24 protein-coding genes, 1 pseudogene and 3 riboswitches are annotated in these 21,480 nt (G+C 32.5%); of the genes and pseudogenes, 3 read left to right on the forward strand and 22 right to left on the reverse strand.

Annotation, left to right across the window (positions count from 1 at the left end; all coding sequences use genetic code 11):
• Nucleotides 1-70 precede the first annotated feature (70 nt).
• The 7 genes from U472_RS03755 to U472_RS03780 form a co-directional block, all read right to left on the reverse strand.
• Entirely contained in the window at nucleotides 71-328 is a 258-nt protein-coding gene (locus tag U472_RS03755) for an AbrB/MazE/SpoVT family DNA-binding domain-containing protein (RefSeq protein WP_068715661.1), read from the reverse strand.
• A 170-nt stretch (nucleotides 329-498) separates the two neighbouring features.
• Complete coding sequence (locus tag U472_RS03760) at nucleotides 499-753, reverse strand: AbrB/MazE/SpoVT family DNA-binding domain-containing protein (RefSeq protein WP_068715663.1); 255 nt, start codon at nucleotides 751-753, stop codon at nucleotides 499-501.
• Nucleotides 754-1,008: 255 nt separating this feature from the next.
• Nucleotides 1,009-2,394: an NAD(P)/FAD-dependent oxidoreductase gene (locus U472_RS03765; RefSeq protein ID WP_068715665.1), complete on the reverse strand. Its 1,386-nt coding sequence runs from the start codon at nucleotides 2,392-2,394 to the stop codon at nucleotides 1,009-1,011.
• Nucleotides 2,395-2,511: 117 nt separating this feature from the next.
• Complete coding sequence (locus tag U472_RS03770) at nucleotides 2,512-3,186, reverse strand: PrsW family intramembrane metalloprotease (protein WP_068715667.1); 675 nt, start codon at nucleotides 3,184-3,186, stop codon at nucleotides 2,512-2,514.
• Nucleotides 3,187-3,196: 10 nt separating this feature from the next.
• Entirely contained in the window at nucleotides 3,197-3,424 is a 228-nt protein-coding gene (locus U472_RS03775) for a ubiquitin family protein (protein WP_068715668.1), read from the reverse strand.
• Nucleotides 3,425-3,747: 323 nt separating this feature from the next.
• Nucleotides 3,748-4,326: an IS630 family transposase gene (locus tag U472_RS16110; RefSeq protein WP_083189734.1), complete on the reverse strand. Its 579-nt coding sequence runs from the start codon at nucleotides 4,324-4,326 to the stop codon at nucleotides 3,748-3,750.
• Nucleotides 4,327-4,328: 2 nt separating this feature from the next.
• A complete protein-coding gene (locus U472_RS03780; RefSeq protein WP_068715671.1) occupies nucleotides 4,329-4,847 on the reverse strand; it encodes a helix-turn-helix domain-containing protein in 519 nt (172 codons plus the stop codon).
• 469 nt (nucleotides 4,848-5,316) lie between these two features.
• Here U472_RS03780 and U472_RS03785 point away from each other — a divergent pair, with 469 nt between their 5' ends.
• Nucleotides 5,317-5,655 (forward strand): terminase small subunit, encoded by a 339-nt coding sequence (locus U472_RS03785; RefSeq protein WP_068715673.1) that lies wholly within the window; start codon nucleotides 5,317-5,319, stop codon nucleotides 5,653-5,655.
• Between the two features lie 36 nt (nucleotides 5,656-5,691).
• Here U472_RS03785 and U472_RS03790 read toward each other — a convergent pair whose 3' ends face one another.
• From U472_RS03790 to U472_RS03850, 14 genes and pseudogenes are all read right to left on the reverse strand, one after another.
• Entirely contained in the window at nucleotides 5,692-6,459 is a 768-nt protein-coding gene (locus tag U472_RS03790) for an MBL fold metallo-hydrolase (RefSeq protein WP_068715675.1), read from the reverse strand.
• Nucleotides 6,460-6,565: 106 nt separating this feature from the next.
• On the reverse strand, nucleotides 6,566-7,549 hold the full coding sequence (locus U472_RS03795; RefSeq protein WP_068715678.1) for a hypothetical protein: 984 nt from the start codon (nucleotides 7,547-7,549) through the stop codon (nucleotides 6,566-6,568).
• Between the two features lie 134 nt (nucleotides 7,550-7,683).
• Nucleotides 7,684-8,238 (reverse strand): ECF transporter S component, encoded by a 555-nt coding sequence (locus U472_RS03800; protein ID WP_068715679.1) that lies wholly within the window; start codon nucleotides 8,236-8,238, stop codon nucleotides 7,684-7,686.
• Nucleotides 8,239-8,328: 90 nt separating this feature from the next.
• Nucleotides 8,329-8,443, reverse strand: a riboswitch (FMN riboswitch).
• A gap of 145 nt (nucleotides 8,444-8,588) precedes the next feature.
• Nucleotides 8,589-9,395 carry a MetQ/NlpA family ABC transporter substrate-binding protein gene (locus U472_RS03805; RefSeq protein WP_068715682.1) on the reverse strand — a complete coding sequence of 269 codons (807 nt, stop codon included), beginning with the start codon at nucleotides 9,393-9,395 and terminating at the stop codon, nucleotides 8,589-8,591.
• Nucleotides 9,396-9,479: 84 nt separating this feature from the next.
• Nucleotides 9,480-10,295 (reverse strand): MetQ/NlpA family ABC transporter substrate-binding protein, encoded by an 816-nt coding sequence (locus U472_RS03810; RefSeq protein ID WP_068715684.1) that lies wholly within the window; start codon nucleotides 10,293-10,295, stop codon nucleotides 9,480-9,482.
• 105 nt (nucleotides 10,296-10,400) lie between these two features.
• Complete coding sequence (locus U472_RS03815) at nucleotides 10,401-11,072, reverse strand: methionine ABC transporter permease (RefSeq protein WP_068715686.1); 672 nt, start codon at nucleotides 11,070-11,072, stop codon at nucleotides 10,401-10,403.
• A complete protein-coding gene (locus U472_RS03820; RefSeq protein ID WP_068715688.1) occupies nucleotides 11,044-12,099 on the reverse strand; it encodes a methionine ABC transporter ATP-binding protein in 1,056 nt (351 codons plus the stop codon). The genes U472_RS03815 and U472_RS03820 overlap by 29 nt, the downstream gene beginning before the upstream one ends.
• An 80-nt stretch (nucleotides 12,100-12,179) precedes the next feature.
• A riboswitch (SAM riboswitch) is annotated at nucleotides 12,180-12,271 on the reverse strand.
• 163 nt (nucleotides 12,272-12,434) lie between these two features.
• A riboswitch (SAM riboswitch) is annotated at nucleotides 12,435-12,523 on the reverse strand.
• A gap of 68 nt (nucleotides 12,524-12,591) precedes the next feature.
• Complete coding sequence (locus U472_RS03825) at nucleotides 12,592-12,831, reverse strand: TIGR03905 family TSCPD domain-containing protein (protein ID WP_083189735.1); 240 nt, start codon at nucleotides 12,829-12,831, stop codon at nucleotides 12,592-12,594.
• 145 nt (nucleotides 12,832-12,976) lie between these two features.
• Complete coding sequence (locus U472_RS17625; RefSeq protein ID WP_425415764.1) at nucleotides 12,977-13,162, reverse strand: hypothetical protein; 186 nt, start codon at nucleotides 13,160-13,162, stop codon at nucleotides 12,977-12,979.
• A pseudogene (locus tag U472_RS03830) lies at nucleotides 13,152-13,931 on the reverse strand (hypothetical protein). Before U472_RS03830 ends, U472_RS17625 begins: the two are co-directional and overlap by 11 nt.
• An 8-nt stretch (nucleotides 13,932-13,939) precedes the next feature.
• Complete coding sequence (locus U472_RS17350; protein ID WP_281201055.1) at nucleotides 13,940-14,062, reverse strand: hypothetical protein; 123 nt, start codon at nucleotides 14,060-14,062, stop codon at nucleotides 13,940-13,942.
• A 212-nt stretch (nucleotides 14,063-14,274) separates the two neighbouring features.
• The gene (locus U472_RS03840; protein ID WP_068715696.1) at nucleotides 14,275-15,459 is read right to left on the reverse strand and encodes a M20 metallopeptidase family protein; all 1,185 of its coding nucleotides are present in this window, start codon (nucleotides 15,457-15,459) and stop codon (nucleotides 14,275-14,277) included.
• Between the two features lie 172 nt (nucleotides 15,460-15,631).
• A complete protein-coding gene (locus U472_RS03845; RefSeq protein ID WP_068715698.1) occupies nucleotides 15,632-18,202 on the reverse strand; it encodes a hypothetical protein in 2,571 nt (856 codons plus the stop codon).
• Nucleotides 18,203-18,536: 334 nt separating this feature from the next.
• Nucleotides 18,537-18,875: a P-II family nitrogen regulator gene (locus tag U472_RS03850; RefSeq protein WP_068715700.1), complete on the reverse strand. Its 339-nt coding sequence runs from the start codon at nucleotides 18,873-18,875 to the stop codon at nucleotides 18,537-18,539.
• Between the two features lie 188 nt (nucleotides 18,876-19,063).
• On the opposite strand from U472_RS03850, the gene U472_RS03855 reads away from it, so the two are divergent.
• The gene (locus U472_RS03855) at nucleotides 19,064-20,320 is read left to right on the forward strand and encodes an ammonium transporter (RefSeq protein WP_068715702.1); all 1,257 of its coding nucleotides are present in this window, start codon (nucleotides 19,064-19,066) and stop codon (nucleotides 20,318-20,320) included.
• 118 nt (nucleotides 20,321-20,438) lie between these two features.
• Nucleotides 20,439-21,137: a pirin family protein gene (locus tag U472_RS03860; protein WP_068715704.1), complete on the forward strand. Its 699-nt coding sequence runs from the start codon at nucleotides 20,439-20,441 to the stop codon at nucleotides 21,135-21,137.
• Nucleotides 21,138-21,159: 22 nt separating this feature from the next.
• Here U472_RS03860 and U472_RS17150 read toward each other — a convergent pair.
• Nucleotides 21,160-21,480, reverse strand: a 321-nt coding sequence (locus U472_RS17150) for a transposase (protein WP_245684732.1), incomplete at its 5' end; no start/stop codon positions are given.

The following is a 21,480-nucleotide window of genomic DNA, read 5'->3' on the forward strand; positions in this document are numbered from 1 at the left end:
TTATATAAACAAAAAAATAAGTTGGACATCTTGTCCAACTTACTTTTATAAGTAATTTTTTATAAATTAATTAAGCAGTTTCTTGACTTTTTTCTGACATTTCTGCTAAACATTCACTACAAACAACTTTTCCTTTAAAATCTAATGTATCTCCTGCATTTCCACAAAAAGTACAAGCTGGTTCATATTTTTTGAATATAATCTTATCATCATCCACATAAATTTCTAATGGATCTTTTGTATCAATTCCTAAAGTTCTTCTCAATTCAATTGGGATTACCATTCTACCTAAATTATCTACTTTTCTAACAATTCCTGTTGATTTCATTAATAAATTCCTCCTTATATTTTGACAGTGGTCGACACTTAATTATCTTTAATTACATTATACCAATTGCTGCAACTTATGTCAAATATTTTTTAGATAAAAATAGACTTTTTTCCTTAAAATATTTTAAATTCTATTTGAGGGATAAATTACTAGTAATTTATTGTATATTATGCACTTTTACCCCTGTTCGTCATCTCCTCTATACAATCCAAGCAGACAATTTTTCCTTTAAATTCTTTAGTAGCACCTGCGTTAGAACAAAAAATACATGCTGGCTCATATTTTGTAAGTATAATTTTCTTATCATCTACATAAATTTCTAACGGATCTTTTGTTTCAATCCCTAAGGTCCTTCTTAACTCGATTGGAATTACCATTCTGCCTAATTCATCTACTTTTCTAACAATTCCCGTTGATTTCATGGTTTTGCACCTCTTCTAGCCTTATTTTATAAAATTTTTATTTTTAAGACATTTTTCGACAAGTTCTGCAAAGAATTATATCAGAGTTTTAACATGATGTCAATATTTCTTCCAAAAATTTTAAATTAACTTAAATAATAGATTGTTCAGTTGTCTATAATGATAATTGTAATTACTTGAATTCAACACTATATACCTATATAAGAAAAAGTTCTAGTGAATTCACTAGAACTTTTCTCATATATTTCTATTTAATTATCCTAACTTCTTTAATATATCTTCTGCAATTACGATTCCAGAAGATGAAGCCTGCATTAAACCACGGGTAATACCTGCACCATCACCTGCAGTATATAAATTCTTTATCTTACTCTCCAGATTATTATTGACTTCTAATCTAGAAGAATAGAATTTAACCTCTACTCCATATAATAATGTATGTCTAGAATAAACTCCAGGGCATATTTTATCTAAAGCTTGTAACATTTCATCTATAGCCTTTAAATGTCTATAAGGTAGTACCAAACTTAAGTCTCCTGGTGTAGCATCTTTTAACGTTGGTTCTACTAGACCACGACTAATTCTTTGGGCTGTTGACCTTCTTCCATTCAAGAAATCACCTAATCGCTGTACAATAACCCCCCCACCTAATAAGTTAGCCAATTTGGCAATATCTTTACCATATGTAATCGGCTCCTTAAATGGTTCTGTGAAGTTCTTACTAACCAATAAAGCAAAGTTAGTATTTTGAGTCTTCATAGTAGCATGACTATGACCATTTACTGTAATTAAACCATTGTTATTCTCATTAACTACATCTCCATTAGGACACATACAGAAGGTTCTAACCTTATCATCAAAGGTAGGTGAATGATACACAAACTTTGATTCATAAACAACATCAGTCAGTTCTTTCATTACAGCAGCTGGTAATTCAACTCTAACTCCTATATCTACAGGATTAATTGTTGTTGCAATATCTAATCTTTGAGCTTCTTTGCTCAACCACTCTGCATTCTCTCTACCTGGTGCTACAACTACTATCTCACTTCTAATCTCCTCATTCTTAGAAGTCTTTACTCCTGTAACTTTATCATCTTCAGTCAAAATTTCTGTAACCCTAACACCTGTTCTAATTTCTACACCATTATCTGCTAGATAATCCTTCATCTCTGCCAATACACTCTTACTATGTCCAGTCCCTAAATGCCTAATTTTTGATGGAATAAACTTTAATTCAGCCATAGTCGCACGATCATGGATATTCTGAATTATTTCATCAGAAGGACCATATACTTTATCTGGTGCTCCAAATTCTTTATATACTTCATCAGCATAAACTATCAATTCAGATAATCTATCTTTACCTATATATTCATCTAGATGTCCACCAATCTCATTAGATAGAGTTAGTTTCCCATCACTAAAAGCTCCTGCTCCACCCCATCCACATACGATAGAACAGTTATGACACTTAACACAATCTATATTTCTAGATTTCATTGGACAATCCCGTTTATAAATATCTCTACCCTTTTCTAAAATAAGAATCTCTAAATTACTTCTCTTTACTAATTCTAAAGCAGTAAATATTCCAGCCGGTCCTGCTCCTACAATAATTAAATCATAGTTCTTCGACATAAAATCACCCTTTCACATAGAGTAGAAAGTTCGTTATTATTTAACACACAATAACAATATTAACATAGAAAATAAACATTATCAAGCAAAAAACTAATAATATTTATTTTCTATAAATTATTGTTCGTCTTGTTTGAAGGGTGATAATTCTACAGCACGATTAATTAAAGATACTAAATATATATATAAGGCAATTACCATACCATAGACAATATAATTAGAGACAAAACCACTGATAATCAAGAAATCATAAAGACCATGTAAGATGGCAACTTGTAATAGACCAGTCCATATTAAAGAAGGTTTTGATTCTAATTTAGCCTTTCCTAAATAATAACCCATAATACCTGAAAAGGAAGCATGGATTAAACTAGTAACTACTGCTCTAATAATTCCAACTTGAAATCCAAAAACATAGGTATATAATAAATTTTCTAAAGCAGCAAAACCTAGTCCAGCAGCCACTGAATAAATAATACCGTCAACTACTTCATCAAATTCATCGGAATTATATATCGTATATCTAATTACAGCAAATTTAGCAGTCTCTTCTACCAAACCAACTATACCTATTGTTACAAGTAGTAATGTTAATAGATTTGGTGGGTTTGAAATCAGCTTGGCAAAAGGAGCTTCTATTAATCCTACTGGAATAACAGCTAGAGCCCCGTAGATAAATGCTTTTATAACTAAATTAGCAGGTTCTGGTTCATATCTATCTTTACGATAAAAGTAATAAACCCATAGTAGACCAGGTAGTAATGATACAGCTAATAACCAAAATAAATTCATTATTTGCCTCCTAATTAATATTTTTTACTTCTGTAATTACTGGATTGACTATAAAAGAGATTTGATCATAAGGTCTAACTTGATAATCATCTAATTCATAGAATCCATTAACTAAAATATGATACTTTTCAGGTACTTGCAAAGATTTTTGTAAGTCAGATATACTAATGGAATTTTTAATAACCATTTTAAAATAATCATATCCTTTAGAACTGATTATTTCTATCCCAATTACCATTTTCTCACCTCATCAATTATTATATCTTAAATTATAATTACTATTCTTATTTTTGTGATTAATGGTTTAACCAAATTAATTTATTATAGGTCAACAACTCTAAGAAGAAATTTAAAACTTTATTTTTGCCACAGATTAGCACAGACGCCCTAAAGAAGATGTTTCTTATTGACTGAGGAAGTAGCCTTGGGCTGTAAAAGATTAATTTAAATAATAGTTATTATTTGCTCTTAATTCGTGTTAATCCGTCGCTAATAATTCTTTTGTTTTTATTTCACTTTAGGATTGGATATCTATATAGATTTGTGAATCTAAAATGAAATTTATCCAAAATAATTCCTAGCACCTGCACGTTGTTTTATCTTTTCAGGGTTACTATTAGTATAATCAGAAAATATCTTCAATTGGTTTGATAATTCTTCAATGGATGTATAAGCAGACTTATTAGATAAAAACTTCTTCATCCAATTCCACATATTCTCCTGAGGGTTAAGTTCAGGAGAATATGGAGGTTGGAATAATAGAAATAAATGATCTTTATTTTTGCGAACAAATTTCTTTACTAGATCTGCTCTATGAATACTAGCATTATCTAAAAGTACAAAAGTTTTTTCTATACCTCTTTGATGGTCATATTCTAATAATTTTTCTAAAAAAGAAATAATTTCTGTAGCACAGATTGAAATAGAATCTTTTGTTCCTTTTTTATATTTTTCATAGAGGAAATAGAAATCTCTTAATACTTCAGTAGCACCTATGATATTAAGACCTTTACGTGTTCCATTCTTTTCAATTATAGTTGGTTGTCCTTTAGGACTCCAACTATAATAATTATTTGATTCTAAGAGAACATTTGTTTCATCTAAAGCCCAAAAAGATATATCGGAAAGAGGTTCAATGATATCTAGTAAATTTTTCGTTTTTTTTTAAACTCTTTTTGTAATTCAGGATCTGCTTTAGTAGGTTTATAAAGTCCTCTTTTATAACTGAATCCTAACTTTTTAAGTAATTTTCTAATCATTGAAGAAGAATATTTAGGGCCATATTTATCTTCAACATATTTAGCAAGTAAAGCACTAGTCCATACATTTTGGATATAACCAAAATCATTAGGTTTTTTATTTACAACTATATATTTAATATCCTTAATGATGTCTACTGTTAATTCACTTGGTATATTACCACCACGTTGGTCAATTATATTTAAAGGACTATCGTTCCATTGATTAATATACCTTGTAATAGTAGATCGAGATTTTCCTAAAGTATCCATGATTATTGTAGTATCAACGCCGTTATAACACATAATAACTGCCATTAATACAGAATTAGTATATTTACTTGAAGTTTCAGAGGCTAATTGTTGTAATTCTTCAATAGTATATCTGTGTAATGTTTTAACTTCAATGAATTTTCTGCCCATTTATAATAGCTCCTTTATATATAAGTTATCTTAATTATAAATCTTTTTGGGCAAGATTAATACTGGAAAATTTCAGTCTAAGTTCACGAGACTATATAATAGTTTAAGAACTAAATTATTATCTAAGCAACTATTCTTACCCTTCTCTGTTAATTCTATAACAGACATAATTATTCCTCCCTTCACCAAGGTATATTAGCTATTAATCCAAATTTAACTAAAGGACATAAAGTAAAGGCTATAAGCACTGCTAATCAATCGGTACTAACACCTATTTTCTCAAACTTCATCCCCTGCCTTACCTCCCCTATAAAGTTATTATTCTAAACTTAGAAATATGAGAAACTTTAATCATAAGCAGAGGTACAACTAAAATTTTTAAAATAGGAGGCTAACACCACTAAAACGATTGTACTGTAATAATTGATATATTTTCTAGAATATATATTTTCTAAGGAGGGAGATTTGAATGTTAAAAAAGATTCTATACTATTTATCTAAACTACTTCAAAGAAAAATCACTCTGGATAAGAACTTCTCAGAATCAAAAATAGAAAAAGAGGAGTTTCCTGAGGATACTATTGTAAGAGAAAAATGGGGTAAATTAAAAGGAAAGGAATCAAATCCACTAAATAAACGTCAAAAAAGATTTGTAATAGAATATTTGAAGGACTACAATATTGAGAAATCAGCAATTAGAGCAGGCTATTCAAAAAGAACTGCCATGGCTAATGGTACTACACTTTTATCTTTAGCAAAGATTAATAAAGCAATTAAAGAAGAAAGAAGTAAAAGAACCAATAAATAAGTCTGTTAACAGACTTATTTATTGGTTCTTTTATTCCTAATTAGAGTTTATAACTAGTTGCAAACCATCATAAGCAAGTTTAACATGGTCAGGTAATTCACTATTAACCTTATTATACTCTAAATCATGGGATAAGTGGGTAAAGTAGGCTTTAGAAACCCCTAATCTATCTGCTATTTTCAAAGCCTCTTCAATATTCATATGGGTGGAATGGGATCTATAACGTAAAGCATCTATTACTAGTAACTTAATACCCTCCAATAATGTAAAGCTATTCTCTGGTATATAACTACAATCAGTTAAATAGGCGAATTTATCTATTCTGTAACCAAAGATATCTAAACCTCCATGTTTAACTGGGATAGGTGTAATTATGTTACTATTAATCTCAAACTCCGTATTGACCTTGTGTAAAGTTACCTGTGGAATACCTCCACCTATTTGGATTGGATTTAAGATATAAGAGAAGACCTTCTCTATCTCTTCTATAGTCATTTTATTACCATAACAAGGAATACTACTGCTTTGCAAACGATTAATCCCCCTTAAATCATCAAAGCCCATTAAATGGTCAGCATGGGGATGAGTAAAGAGTACTGCATCAACCTTTCTAATATTATTCTCTAATAACTGCAACCTTAATTCAGGAGGAGTATCAATTAATAAAGAAGTATTATCAACTTCTATATAAATTGAAGAACGATAACGTTTATTCTTAGAATCCTCTGAAATACATGTAGGACATTCACACCCAATTACTGGAACACCATGGGATGTACCAGTACCTAAAAAAGTTATTTTCATGATTATACCTCCAATCCAACTTGGGCAACTATATAAATCTTACTATATCTGATATAGGTCTATGTCTTCAAAATATTATTTATTTCGATACCTATACTATAGAGAATTAAGTATAGAATATTACAGCTCCAAATATTAAGATAATCATTATAGTTGCAAAGATACCTATTATCAACATATTCTGGTCAAGCTCCATTGCTTCTTTCTTTCCATTCTCTAGCTCTTCATTAATAGCTTGATTGTATTTTATCTTCAATTCTGGTTCAACAACTAATTCCCCAAATATACTAGACCTAAACTGAACCACAATATTATATCGATCTAATTCTTCATTATAATTAATTTCACGAATCAATCCTATTATATCACCATCTTCATTCTTTTCTAACATCTCAACTATATCCTTTGAAACATCTCTATCATCATTTACCTTAACTACTATCTCATCACCTAGATTTAGCTCAGTAACCTTTTTTCCCTTTACAGGAGAAATAACAGGATTACAACGTAATTTAATATCCATATTCAACTTTCCATTATTAGTAGTTCCATCTAGATTGTTATTCTTATAATTTTTACTCTCTTTATCATCTAAGTCCTCTGTTTTAGTAAATAAGTTAGGATAAGTAACCTTTAATTCCTCTTTGTTGACTCTTTCAATGACTAAATTTAAAGTAACTGCTTCTTGCATTATATTTTCAATAGTCTCTTTAAGTATTCTTTCAACTGCTTCATCTCTGTTAGCCTCAATTAGGCCTGCTACATCTAAACTATCCCTGATTTTTAATCTCAATTCATTATCCTCTGTGGAAGCAGATTTTTCAATAAATTCATCTAATTCATCTTTAAAGAAGCTAATATGAAGATTTATATCCCAAATATCCCTATCTGAAGTCAAAAGTGCACTAACCTTAATCAGAGACTTAGCTTTAATATCTATAACAAGATTAATAAAGCCATAGTTCTTTATTCTTCCACCATAATTAAATTTACAGTTAATAAATAAGTACTCTTCTTGTAAGCTTTGTGAATCTACTACATTATCCATCCCTTTATTCTCAAGCTCTACATTGTTCATCTCTTCTGTCATAATGCACCATTCCTTTTTATATATTATTAACTTTTATATTCTATATAAGTCTTTTAATTCCCCCTTAATATTCTAATTATAGACAAAATAAAAACCTTAAGTTTTACTTAAGGTTTTTATTTAAGATTAAATTTTTAGTTATTCAATGAATATAATACCCCTTTTGATTTCAAAAATTCAGCCAGTTTCTTATAAACAAGTAAGGTCAACCCAGAATTAATAAACGCCTTAGTAATATTAAAAGGGATTATTCCTGGTACCAAGACCTTCAATACCTCTTGACGAGGAATACCATAGAATATAGGTGTCAATAAAACATTGGCAAATGCCATAATAACAGTCATAGCTATAGAACCTGCAATCAAACCATAAACGGCAGTCTTTTGGGTTCGATTCTGATGATAAATATAACCTGCAACAAAGACTAGAGTTCCTGTTGCTAAAAAATGCATAAAGGCACCAAAAGGTCCTCCCAGCCCTACAAAGATAAACATTAAAATTGATAAGATTAGAGTAGCTCCTACAGCAGACCCAGGACCATAAAGAAAAGCTATAATTAAAATCGGTAGATCACCTGCTTCATAAAGTAAGTAAGGTACTACTGGGATAATTGGGAACTTAATAGTAATCATCAGAATCAAAGATAATGCCGATAACACTCCAATGTTAGTCATCTTCTTCAAATCCATACCCCTTCTCTCCTTTCATTTAAATTATTAATAAAAAAAAAGACCCCAAAGATTAATCTTCAGGGTCTTAAATACTCTACTATATAATCACTTCATCTTCTCTCATCCGGACTATACCGTCGGTACTGGAATTTCACCAGTTCAGCTTAACAGCTCGTGGACTATTACCACCGGTCAGGAATTTCACCCTGCCCTGAAGATAAACTTATTATTCACTTTTTCTTAATTAATATTATATTCCAATTAGAAGAGAGTTGCAAGGAAATTATTCGGTAACAAGTGACAGGCAACCAGTAACAAGAAAAATCTTTGCTTGTCCCACGTTACTAGTTATCTATTACATTAATATATTAAAAAGCAGGAATAATGTTCCCCTGATACTCTTCAATAATAAAGTCTTTCACCGCTTGAGAGTTTAAGGCTTCTGCTAGCTTCTTAATTACAGGATTATCCTTATCCTCTGTCCTTACTGCTAAGACATTGGCATAAGGAGAAGTAGCATCTTCTTTGATAATTGCATCTTCAGCTGGTTTAAATCCTGCTTCAATCGCATAGTTAGCAGTAATCACTGCTGCATTAACATCCTTTAAGATTCTAGGTAATTGGGCGGCTTCTAGCTCTTTAAACTTTAAACTCTTTGGATTCTCTACAATATCAGCAGGGGTAGCTGTTAATTCTACAGTATCAGCTAATTTAATCAGACCTGCTCTTTCTAATAGTAATAATGCTCTTCCCTCATTGGTTGGGTCACTAGGAATTGCTACTAAACTCCCTGCTGCTAACTCTTCTAAACTACTTATCTTATCAGAATATAAAGCAGTAGGTGGAATATGAACCTTAGTAACCTCAGTTAAATCTAAACCTCTCTTCTCTTTAAAGTTATTCAAATAAGGTATATGCTGGAAGTAATTGGCATCGATACTTCCATCTGCTAAAGCTAAATTTGGAGTAACATAGTCAGTAAACTCTTTTATCTCTATCGTAATTCCTTCTTTAGCTAAAATCGGTTTAACTACATTCTCTAAGATAGCAGTATGAGGAACAGGGGTTACCCCAATTACTATCTTCTTATCGATACTGGCTTCCTTTGTACCACAACCAGTCAATGCTATTACAGCAACCAATAAAGTTATAAAAATACTGATATTCTTCTTCATAGATAACTCCTCCCAAACTTATAATCTTATAGTCTTATAATATTATTGGCTACCAACTAATAGTCAGTAGCCAATAGGTTATACTTAATTAAATGCAGGTACAATAGCACCTTTATATTTATCTTCAATATACTGCTTAACTTCTGGAGAATTCAATGCTTCTACTAATTTTTGTAGAGTTTTATCATCTTTATCCTCTGTTCTTACAGCTAAGATATTAGCATAAGGTGATTCACTACCTTCAATAATAAGTGCATCCTTTGTAGGTACTAAATCAGCTTCTAGAGCATAGTTAGTATTAATAATAGCAGCAGTAACGTCCTTTAATACTCTTGGTAATTGAGCTGCTTCTAGCTCTTTAAATTCTAAATTTTTTGGATTCTCTACAATATCCACTGGAGTAGCTGTTAAACCAGCTTGCTCACTTAACTTAATAAGACCCTTAGATTCTAATAATAATAATGCTCTTCCTTCATTAGTTGCATCACTAGGAATAGCGATTACTGAACCATCTTTTAACTCTTCAAATTTAGAAATCTCCTTTGAATAAAGTCCAATTGGCTCTACATGAACCTTGGCGATAGAGACTAAGTCTAGACCTCTCTTTTCAGCAAAGTTACTTAGATACGGAACATGCTGGAAGAAGTTTGCATCAATACTCCCATCTGCTAATGCCAAGTTTGGAGTAACATAATCAGTAAACTCCTTAATCTCTAAAGTAATTCCTTCCTTCTCTAATAACTCTTTAACTACATCATTTAAGATTTCAGCATGGGGTACTGGTGTAGCCCCTACCACAATCTTATCAGCCTTAACGCTAGCTTCTTTGCTACCTCCACATCCAACTACTAATAGTCCTACCAATAATACAGATATTAAAATAAGTAAATTTCTTTTCATCTTCTCTCCTCCTCAAATTATTAATTTAAAATTTATGATTTATATTATACAATTAAAAGCTATCAGTTTGATTAATAAATACTTTTAATTATAGTTTACTAATTATTACGAGTGGTCTAACCTTCTTGCTAGATAAGTTCCTAAGTTTTGAATGATTTGAACTATCACAACCAATAAGACAACTGTTTTAATCATAATATCAGTTTGGAAACGGTGATATCCATAGCGGATTGCTATATCTCCTAATCCACCAGCTCCAATAGCCCCTGCTATCGCCGAATAACCAATTAAACTAATAGCAGTAATTGTTAATCCTAAGACCAAAGATGGTAGAGCTTCTGGTAATAGTACCTTACTAATAATCTCCCAAGGGTTTGCTCCCATTGCTTGAGCAGCCTCTACAACACCACCATCAACCTCTTTTAAAGCTCCTTCTACAATCCTTCCTATAAAAGGAACAGCTCCAATGGTCAATGAGACAACAGCTGCTGAGGTCCCAATCGAAGTTCCTACTATCATCCTAGTCAAAGGGATTAAGGCTACCATCAAGATAATAAAGGGAATAGAACGGGTGATATTTATAAATGTACTTAATATTAAATTTATAGCTTTATTCTCTAAAATATTACCTTCTTCAGTGACAACTACTCCTACTCCTAGAGGAATTCCAAATAAAGCTCCTAAAAGCATCGAGATTGACACCATATATGATGTCTGTAAGATTCCTTCCCATAAAAGTCCACTATCTTTAATTAAAAGAGAGAACACTTCTTTCATCCTCAATCACCTCCACTTTAACCTCTAGCTCTTTAACTAGATAATTAATCCCATCCTCAATTAACGCTGGATTCTCACAAGTTAATTCAATAATTAATGTTCCAAAGGGTGTTCCTTGAATCTTATCTATATTACCGTAAAGTATATTAGCATCAATTGCAAAATTATGCACCAGCTCTGAGATCATTGGCTTTCCTGCTGATTCACCGATAAAGGATACTTTGACCAATCTACCTTTATCTGGATTGACAACAGTTACCCTAGATAATAATTCCTCTGGGACATTGGCATTGATTACTCTCTCAATAAATTTCTTAGTAACCGCTGCCTGAGGATTGGTGAAGATATCGATCACATCACCATGCTCAGCAATAGTTCCTTTATCCAAGACTGCTACCTTGGTACATATCTCTTTAATTACTTCCATCTCATGGGTTATGATTACAATAGTAATCCCCAACTTATCATTAATCTCTTTTAATAGCTCCAAAATAGAGTGGGTAGTCTCTGGGTCTAAGGCCGAAGTAGCCTCATCACAGAGCAATACCTTTGGGTTATTTGCCAAAGCTCTAGCAATCCCTACCCTCTGCTGTTGCCCTCCACTGAGCTGGCTAGGGTAGTTATTAGCTTTATCAGCAAGACCAACCAATTCTAATAGCTCTGCTACTTTAAGAGCAATCTCCTTTTTACTCCTACCTGCGATCTCTAGGGGAAAAGCTACATTATCAGCTACAGTCCTTGATTTAAGTAGATTAAACCTTTGAAAAATCATCCCCATCTCTTTTCTTGCTTCACGTAATTTATGGGTGCTTAATTTAGTAATGTCCTGACCATCTATAATTACCTCTCCTGATGTCGGCATCTCTAGTAGGTTAAGACAACGGATTAAAGTACTCTTGCCAGCACCACTTGGTCCAATTACTCCAAAGATCTCTCCCTCATCTATCTCTAGATTAATATTATCAAAAGCCACTACTTGTTTATCCTTACTATGATAAACCTTTGTTAAATTATTAATCTTAATCATAATACTTCCTACTCTCCTTATTAAAAGAATTCCCCTCTTCTACCTAATAGAGAAGAGGGGATATAATTTTTTAGTCCCTTCTCTTATCTATCAGGAATTGGCACCTTTCCCCTTTTGCTGGGGTGGTTGCCGGGCTTCATCGGGCCAGTCCCTCCACCTCTCTTGATAAGAATTTATATGGTCATTAAACTTCTAGCTTAGAAGTTTAATGACAGTAACGAGTAACAAGTAATGACTGATAAGTAGCTATCAAAAACTTGTTACTTATACTTTTTTAATTAAGTATCTGCATTAAAAAACTTCTTCTCTTGCAAGAGAAGAAGTTTTACCGTCTTCTCTTATCTATCAGGAATTAGCACCTTTCCCCTTTCAGGGGGGTTGCTGGGTTTCATTGGGCCGGTCCCTCCACCTCTCTCGATAAGAGTTACTTATTTAAGTTATTAGTATCATATCAATTTATTCGTCATTTGTCAACAGATTTTTCAAAATTGCTTATACCAAATCTTTCAAAGCCTTACTTAGTTGGTCAGGACAAGAAGTTCCATTACGACATTCAATTCCTGCTAATTTATCAGCCACATACTCAACTGTTTGACCTTCTGCTAAAGCTGCAATAGCTGACTGGTTACCACTACACCCCCCAATAAATTCTACCTCTTCAATAATATTTTCATCATTAATCTTAAATTTAATCTCTCTAGCACAGACTCCACTTGTTTTAAAGACTTGCATCATAACGACCTCCTAAATTATTAACTTATTAAATTATACCAGAGAGTTAAATTATAAATCAACTACTATTGGATTTATTATAAATTATTAAGCTAATGGATGCTCATCAAACAATAATATTCCAATCTTATTTCGACGGCATATTTCAATAATCTTTCATATCCTCTTCATGCTTTGGATCTTCTGGCATCTGTAGTAAGATAATATTTGGTTTAAAGAAGGTACTTCCAAAGGTCTGGATACTAGCTTTTAAGTTCTCACTAAACTCTGCTACTGTAATAACTGTCCAAGAAGCAAATATCCCTTTATTTCTAATCTCTTCAGTAAAGATGAAAGGTTGCTCCTAAGATCCCTATTAATACTGCTGGTCCCCAAGCAGATTTATCAATCATTACTGTATAGTTCTTAGTAAGTTCTGAAACCGATGCCGAATGGGCTAACCAATAAGCTAAAGCAAGATAGATTGCTACACTGACACTGATAGCACTCATTATACCTAAAGGAATATTCTTACGAGGGTTCTTAAGCTCTCCTGACATATTAGCTCCTGCCATAATCCCTGTTGAGGCAGGAAAGAAGACTACAAATACTGTCCACAATCCTATTCCTGAAAAATCATTCTCTGGTGAACCTGGAAATTTACCCATCCATTGAATATCAAATTCCATAGAACCAGTAACTGCTGCTATACCTACACTTAGTAATGAAATTCCTATAATTACTAAAATCAAATGCTGTATCTTAAAAGCAAAGTTAGCATTGATAAAAGCAATAGTATATAGGACAAAAAATGTAATCAAGTCTATAAATATAGCTGGATGATTGGGAAATAACCATTGCCATCCACTACGAAAACCAAAGATATACATTGCTACAGCCAAGGTCTATAAGTATAAAGGTACTCTTATACTTCCACCAACCTCAAGTCTTAAAGACTGTGAGATAACAAAAAAGGCACCTCCAGCACCAATTCTAATATTAGTAGTTATTGAACAAAAAGATAAAGCAGTACAGGTAGTAATTCCAAAGGATAAAAGAATAATCCCCCAAGAACCTAGTAGCCCTACATTACCTACCACCCAACCTAATCTTAAGAACATTATTACCCCTAAAATAGTAAGTAGAATTGGTGTAAACACACCAAAGAAGGTGCCAAATAGCTGAGATTCATCCTTCTTCTTTCCCTTAGCTTGTTCTCATTACTTTCTACATTAACTTTAGGATTAGCCATTACAATCCTCTTTTATCCTAATTTAATATACTCATGTAAGTTAGATTAACAAAAGAATAAAGCTAGCTATTTAAGAATAGTTAGCTTTTTAAGAATGATTTATTAATATCAGTAATTATTACTACTATATTTATATGGTATATTATTCTAAATTTTATGTCAAATTGTAGGAGAATTCATAATATCTTTAAGATAAAAACCCCTTAGGTTTACTATTTCTTTAGATATTCCATAGCAGACTCAGCTAAGATAGCCATTCCAATAGGTAATGCCTCTTCATCTAGGTTGAACTTAGGATGATGCCAGGGATAAACCTTTCTATCAGGATTACTGACTCCTAGATGTAAGAAGAAACCTGGTATCTCTTTGGCATAACTAGCAAAATCCTCCCCTGCCATCAGTGGATTCTTTAAGATAACTGTATTATCTTCACCAATTATCTCTTTACTCACTTGAGTGATTAAAGCAGTTAACTTCTTATCATTCTCTAAGACCGAATGGCCAAATTGATAATCAAAGGTATAGTCACCACCAAAGATATCAGTAACTCCATCGATAGTCTGCTCCATTAGTAAAGGGACTTTATCTCTAACCTCTGGATTTACAGTCCTAACTGTCCCCTCAATCTCAACTTCATCAGCAATAACATTATAGCTCTCACCACCACATAATTTACCAATTGTCAAGACAGTTGGTTCTACTGGGCTGATTCTTCTACTGACTATCGATTGTAGATTCTGGACTATATCAGCAGCGATAATAATTGCATCTATAGTCTCATGGGGAGCTGCACCATGACCACCTTCACCTTTGATGGTTATCTTGAACTTATCAGTAGCAGCCATAATCGGACCTTCTTTGATTCCAACTGTCCCTACCTCTAGCTGTGGATTGACATGGATTCCAAGGATAGCTTCTACCTTTGGGTCTTCTAATACCCCTTCTTCAATCATAGTATCTGCACCGCCAGGCATTTCAGTCTGCTCCTCATTTGGTTGGAAGATAAATTTCACACTACCCTCTAACTGGTCTTTGAATTTAGTCAGTAACTTGGCCACACCTAAGACCATAGCAGTATGGGAGTCATGTCCACAGGCATGCATCTTACCTTCAGTCTGAGATTTATATTCACACTCATTCTGCTCCTTGATCGGTAAGGCATCCATATCTGCTCTAATAGCAATTACTTTGTCCCTATTCTTTCCTTCTAAAAAGCCCACAACTCCAGTCTTGGCTATCCCTTCTTCTACTTCTAATCCTAAAGATCTTAAGTAGTCAGCTACTAGCCTTGCAGTCTCCCACTCTTCAAAGCCTAATTCAGGGTTGGCATGAATCTCTCGCCTAACCTTAATAATATCCTCCTTTATCTTAAAAGATTCTTCTTTTATATTTAACATAGATTCATCACCTCTTTTTTTCATTATATTTACCAAAGTCAAAATTGTGTTTCTAAGTATTTAGTCTAAATTAAAATAGATTATTTATGCTAAAAGATAAGAAAAGCTATTTGAAGAGTTCTCCAAATAGCTTTTCTTATCAATAGAATTATTAAACTTTAATCTCATAAACCTAAAGCTCAATCTTAAATCCTAAGTAACCTTTAACCTCTTTTCCATCAGTTGTAATTCCTAACCTAGGTATTAAAGAAAGGTAATTAAAGGTACCCATCTCAACTAAAAATTCATATCCTCCAGAAAGATCATAATTATCACCTTCTAATTCATGAGTATAATCTATAAAAACACTCCCATAGATGTCTCCAAAAAAGATATTAGGGCTCCATAAACCATTTCTAACCTCTATTAACTTATGGATATAATCTCCACTGAGCTGATAGCTATTATCAGCTTCTGCCATATCAAAGGAACGAATACTCTCTTTACCATCAAAATTATCATACCTCTTAGCCTTAAAGGCTAAACTACTATTATTAAAAATATAGCGGTAATCAAACCTTGTATTAGTACTACCATCAACTTTTAGATTGACCTCTGAAGATAATGAGATATCCTGTCTAGGATAAGAGAAAGAGACAGCTAATTTTGGAATTGAATCTTCATTAAAGTCTGTACTATAGCCTAAATTAATTGATGATAAGCCACTTAACTTAGATGAATAAAGGGGATAATCTAAAGATAACTCCGTACTTCTTTTATTCTCATCTTCATCATCTTCGAAGTTACTTACTGTTAGGTTCAAAGAATTGAACAACTTGGTTCCATAGGTAAAGGAAAAGTTATCGAAATAATTAATCCAATAATAATTTTTACCCAAAGCATCCTCACCCATCAAAAATGGAAATCTGATATATGGCTTAAATAAGTAGCTTAAGTTCTTAAATATAGCACTACCTTCTTTAACTTTCCTATCAAATTCTATATTTAAAGTTCTTAATTCTTCTACTGCTGGTATAGTCACAGATTTAAACTCTAAATCCTTTCTAAAAATACCTTCTCCATCTGCTGTCAAACTGACAAAATAGTAATTATCTTGATAAGGTATTCCATCAACACTATAAGCACCTGTAGTTATTTGAGCTAACTCTTTAGATAATAAATCATAACTGTAGACTGAATGATGACCATCATAATTGGCTGTAAAATAAACCTTATCATCTACCACCTTGATAAACTCTTCTGTATAAGGTGTATTGATAATTGGGTCTAAAGAGACTTTATCTTTCTCTAGCTCTAAATAACTGATATTCCAAGAACCTACCCTATTTTTAGCAACTACTATAAACTTATCTTGATAATGTGTAATTTCACTGATAAGCTCCTCTGTTATAGCTAATTTCTCTTTACCTGTAGAGCTATATCTCCAAAGTTCTGATCCAAATTCTTCCTTATTATCCTTACTATAAATAATCTCTCCTGTATCTAAAACCACAAAGTCTTTAAAATCATCTCTAAAAATTTCATTACTCTTAGTTGTAGCTAAATCATAACTATATAAGACCCCTAAAGTACCTCTACCAGATTGCTTAACATTTGCAAATCCTCTATCAAGGTCAAGTAAAGAGTAATATATTTTATCCCCAACTATTTGTATAGAAGTAGCACTGGAGGATTTCATTACTTGAAGAGGCTTCTCCTTATTACTATTAGGATCATATTCTGTCAAAACTAAATTAAGCTTTGAATTAAACGGAGCTGGAGTAGAACGTAGCTCTTTCAAATAATATATCTTATTATATGCAGCAACTAAATTATAGATTCTTCCACTTTTATTCTCCAAAACTTGTTGACCATCTACCTGCCAACTCTGATAATCTTGCTTTGCTTCTTCCTTCCAGTCTTCAAACAACTGAGGAAAGTTCTTACCATAGACTACTCTAGCAGACTTATCTAACGTTAAACTAGGAAAGAAGATACCATAAGGAGCTGAAGTATCAGAACCATTTAATTTGAAAAATTGGGCTATTTTGTCTTCACCATACTCTTTGGCTAGATATTCAAAAAACTCCCCACCATAAAGATACCACTGCCCCCTTGGATAATGGCTATGAGGATAAGTAGCCTCCGAAATAGATGGTAGTTTATCCTCCTTAGCCTTAGTAGCTATTAATGCATCATAGTATCCTGTATTCAACCTCCCTTCATAGGGAGTAATCTGGGATTCCTGATAGACAGTTATCCCCTCAACCATCCATAAAGGAATATAAGGAATTAAATTAGGGGAATAAATATTACCAAAAAGATAACTTAATTTTCCTGCTAATCCAGAGGAATTTGTTAACTGGGCTATATGTGTAAACTCATGAACACTAACACTTCTTAGCCAGCTTTGATTGTTCTCAATACCGCTCATTGCTGAATAAGTAGATGGATTATTGGTATAAATATCTACTTTGACTGCAATAGGGTCAGCCATTCCATTACTCTCATTTCCCATATCCTGAACTATCACAGTGGTCTTCAATTGCCCAGCATTACCTGTAACCTCCCTCACTTCTGATTGATATTCTTCTAAATAATAAAGTACTTCTTCTGCTTGCCATTCATAACCTTGAGGATAGAATATAACAAAACTATCTGTCTCATAATACTTCCAATCAGTATCAGACGCTAATGCATTTGTTGTAAACACTAGAATAATAGTACAGATTAAGATAAATAATAGCTTGTCTTTATTCTTCATTTTATCCCCTCTTCTGTTAATTTATTATCTACATCAATTCTTGATAGGTGATAAATTTCCTTTTAAAAAATAAAAATCAAATCACTAATGCATTATACTAGTTAAATTTTAATATAAAAAGTGTCGCAATATCTCTCTATCACATCAGTTCTTTTACTACTAACCAAAGTTTTTAAATAATATAGAATTAGTACTATTAAATCAAACTAAATAGGCTTATTTCATATATTAAATAACAAAAAGAGGCATTACTGCCCCTTAATTTTAATCCTCTATTATAATCTTCTATGAAGATTTTATTTTTCTATACGTCACAGGTAAAAAATCCTAAAATTTATATCGCAGTTTCTCCTCTTTCACCAGTTCTAATTCTAACAACCTCTTCAACTGGATAAATAAATATCTTACCATCACCTATCTCGCCAGTTTTTGCATTAGCAATTATAATATCCAATATTTTTTCTGTATCTTCCTCTTTACAGACAATCTCTAATTTAACCTTAGATAAAAAATCAACCTTATACTCTGCTCCCCTTATAATCTCTTTCTTGCCCTTCTGTCTTCCAAAACCTTTAGCTTCTGTTACAGTCATTCCTTTTATACCAATCTCATTTAATGCATCTTTAACCACATTTAATTTTGCTGGTTTAATTATTGCTTCTATCTTTCTCATATCTAACTCCTCCTTAATCTCTACTCTTAATAAATATATTCTACAGTTAAAAACAATCACCTCTAGAAAGGATAGAAAATGACAAATGTTAGCTTTACGTAAGGTTTATGTAAAAATACTTGACATCAATTGTGAGGTTGTTTATAATTGTTTATAGTTAAAATAAAATACATAAAGGGGTAATCAAAATGACTTTAAATAATTTAATCCAAAGTAGTAATGTCTTATTTTTATTGTTAGGAGCAATAATGATTTTTGCAATGCACGCTGGATTTGCTTTTTTAGAAGTAGGCTCTGTTAGAAGAAAGAATCAGATAAATGCTTTAGTAAAAATATTAACCGATTGGGCAGTTTCAACTGTCGTGTATTTTTTAATCGGTTTTCCAATCTCTTATGGCATCAGCTTTATTAAACCTGCTAACCAATTAATGGCTACTGATATGGGCTTTAGTTTAGTAAGATTCTTCTTTTTATTAACTTTTGCAGCTTGTATTCCTGCTATTATCTCAGGAGGAATTGCTGAAAGAGCAAAGTTCTGGCCTCAAGTGATTGCAGGAGCTATCTTTGCTGGAGTACTATATCCTTTCTTTGAATCATTGATCTGGGGTCAAAACTCTGCAGTATTTCAAAGTTTTATCAAGTCTATTGGTGGGGCTGAATTTAGCGATTATGCTGGATCTGTCGTTGTCCATTCCTTTGGAGGATGGCTTGCGTTACCAGCAATCTTAATTTTAGGAGCAAGAAAAGGGAGATATAGCAAAACAGAAAGCCATCCTATTCCAATCAGTAATGTACCTTTCTTAGCTCTAGGAAGCTGGATCTTAGCTGTTGGTTGGTTTGGATTTAATGTAATGAGTGCGCAAAATTTAGGTGACATCTCAGGCTTAGTAGCAATCAACTCTCTATTTGCTATGGTTGGCGGGATAATAGTAGCTTTGATAATCTCCAAAAATGATCCTGTATTTATCCATAATGGTGCTTTAGCTGGCTTAGTTGCTGTCTGTGCGGGTTCTAACTTATATCATCCATTGGCTGCTTTTATTGTTGGAGGTATCGCCTCAATCATCTTCGTTAAAGGGTTTACTATAGAGACAGAAGTATTTAAGGTAGACGATGTTTTAGGTGTCTTTGTATTACATGGTTTAGTAGGAAGCTGGGGTGGAATTGCTTCTGGTATCTTCACTCATAAGATCTTTGGAGGTATGGGAGGCTTAAGCTTTATCTCTCAATTATTAGGAACTGTCTCAGCAATAGTTGTAGCTTTAGCAGGAGGATTTTTAGTTTACTTTCTTATCGACAAGACTATCGGCTTTAGAATGTCTGCCTCTGAAGAAGAACTAGGCTCAGATTTATCAACTCATTCTTTAGAAGCTTACCCTGAAGAGAGCTTAGGAGTAGTAAATTCATTAGATAGTTATAAAGAAAATAGTTTGAATGTAGTTTAATAGATTAATTTATAAGAAAAGATAACCAAAGTCGTCCTTTTCTGATATCGAAATGCTTAGATAATTCAGAAGGGACGACTTTACTATAAATATAATTAATCATATGGAGGAGAATATAATGATCAAAATAATCCTATCCGATAATCGCTATACAGTTAAACGCGATTGGATTGAATGTAAGTTGAGCTTTTCCTTTCAAGAAGATAAGGACACTAACCAAGGCTTTGGTGTATTAAAAGCCTTTAATGATGACATTATTAAAGCAGGTGAAGGGTTTAATATGCACCCTCACAGTAATATGGAGATTGTTAGCTATGTAATTAAAGGAAAGTTAGGACATAAAGATAGCCTTGGAAATGTTGGATTGATAGATGCTGGTGGAGTACAGAGAATAACAGCTGGTAGTGGTGTTGAACACCTAGAGCATAATTACTCTGAAGATGAAGAGGTTCACTTCCTTCAACTTTGGTTTGAATCTAAAGACCAAGATATAAAGCCTAGTCGGGAGGAAAAAAACTTTAGTAAAAAGGAGCAATTAAATAAGCTACTTCCTATCGTCTCAGGCCATAATTTAGAAGGGGCTTTAAACATAAATCAAGATGTCGATATCTATCTGGCTACCTTAGAAACTAATAGAGAGCTATCATATACATTAAAAGATAACCGTAAATTATATTTGTTTATTATTAAAGGCTCTTTAGCTTTAAATAGTGACTATCACTTAACAGAAGGCGATTCTGCCCAAATAGAAGATATTTCTCAAATAATATTAACTACAGAGGATAGAGCAGAAATTATCTTAATAGATTTAATTTAATAAGTATAACTGAAATAAGTCTCTAATTAAAAATTAGAGACTTATTTTGAGATTGATGAAAAACCCCCACTAATTTTTTAGTGGGGGTTTTTCTATAGCTGAATTTAGTTAAAATTGATTTAGAGAGTAATAAAAATTTAATATTATTATCTGATTTTAGAAGAATAGAGTTCTTTTCTCTACGCTTAAGAACGCTTGCGATCTTTTTCATGTTTTGAACTGATGCTGTTAACAAACATTGTTCTTCAACATTTTTCTTTCCACGCATACGACAATAGCGAAGTCCATGCAGATTTTTTCCATCTGCAAAACTTCGCTCAACAGTTTCTTTTCTTTTTTTATA

It is taken from the genome of Orenia metallireducens (assembly GCF_001693735.1).
In the GTDB taxonomy this organism is placed as follows: Bacteria; Bacillota; Halanaerobiia; order Halobacteroidales; family Halobacteroidaceae; genus Orenia; species Orenia metallireducens.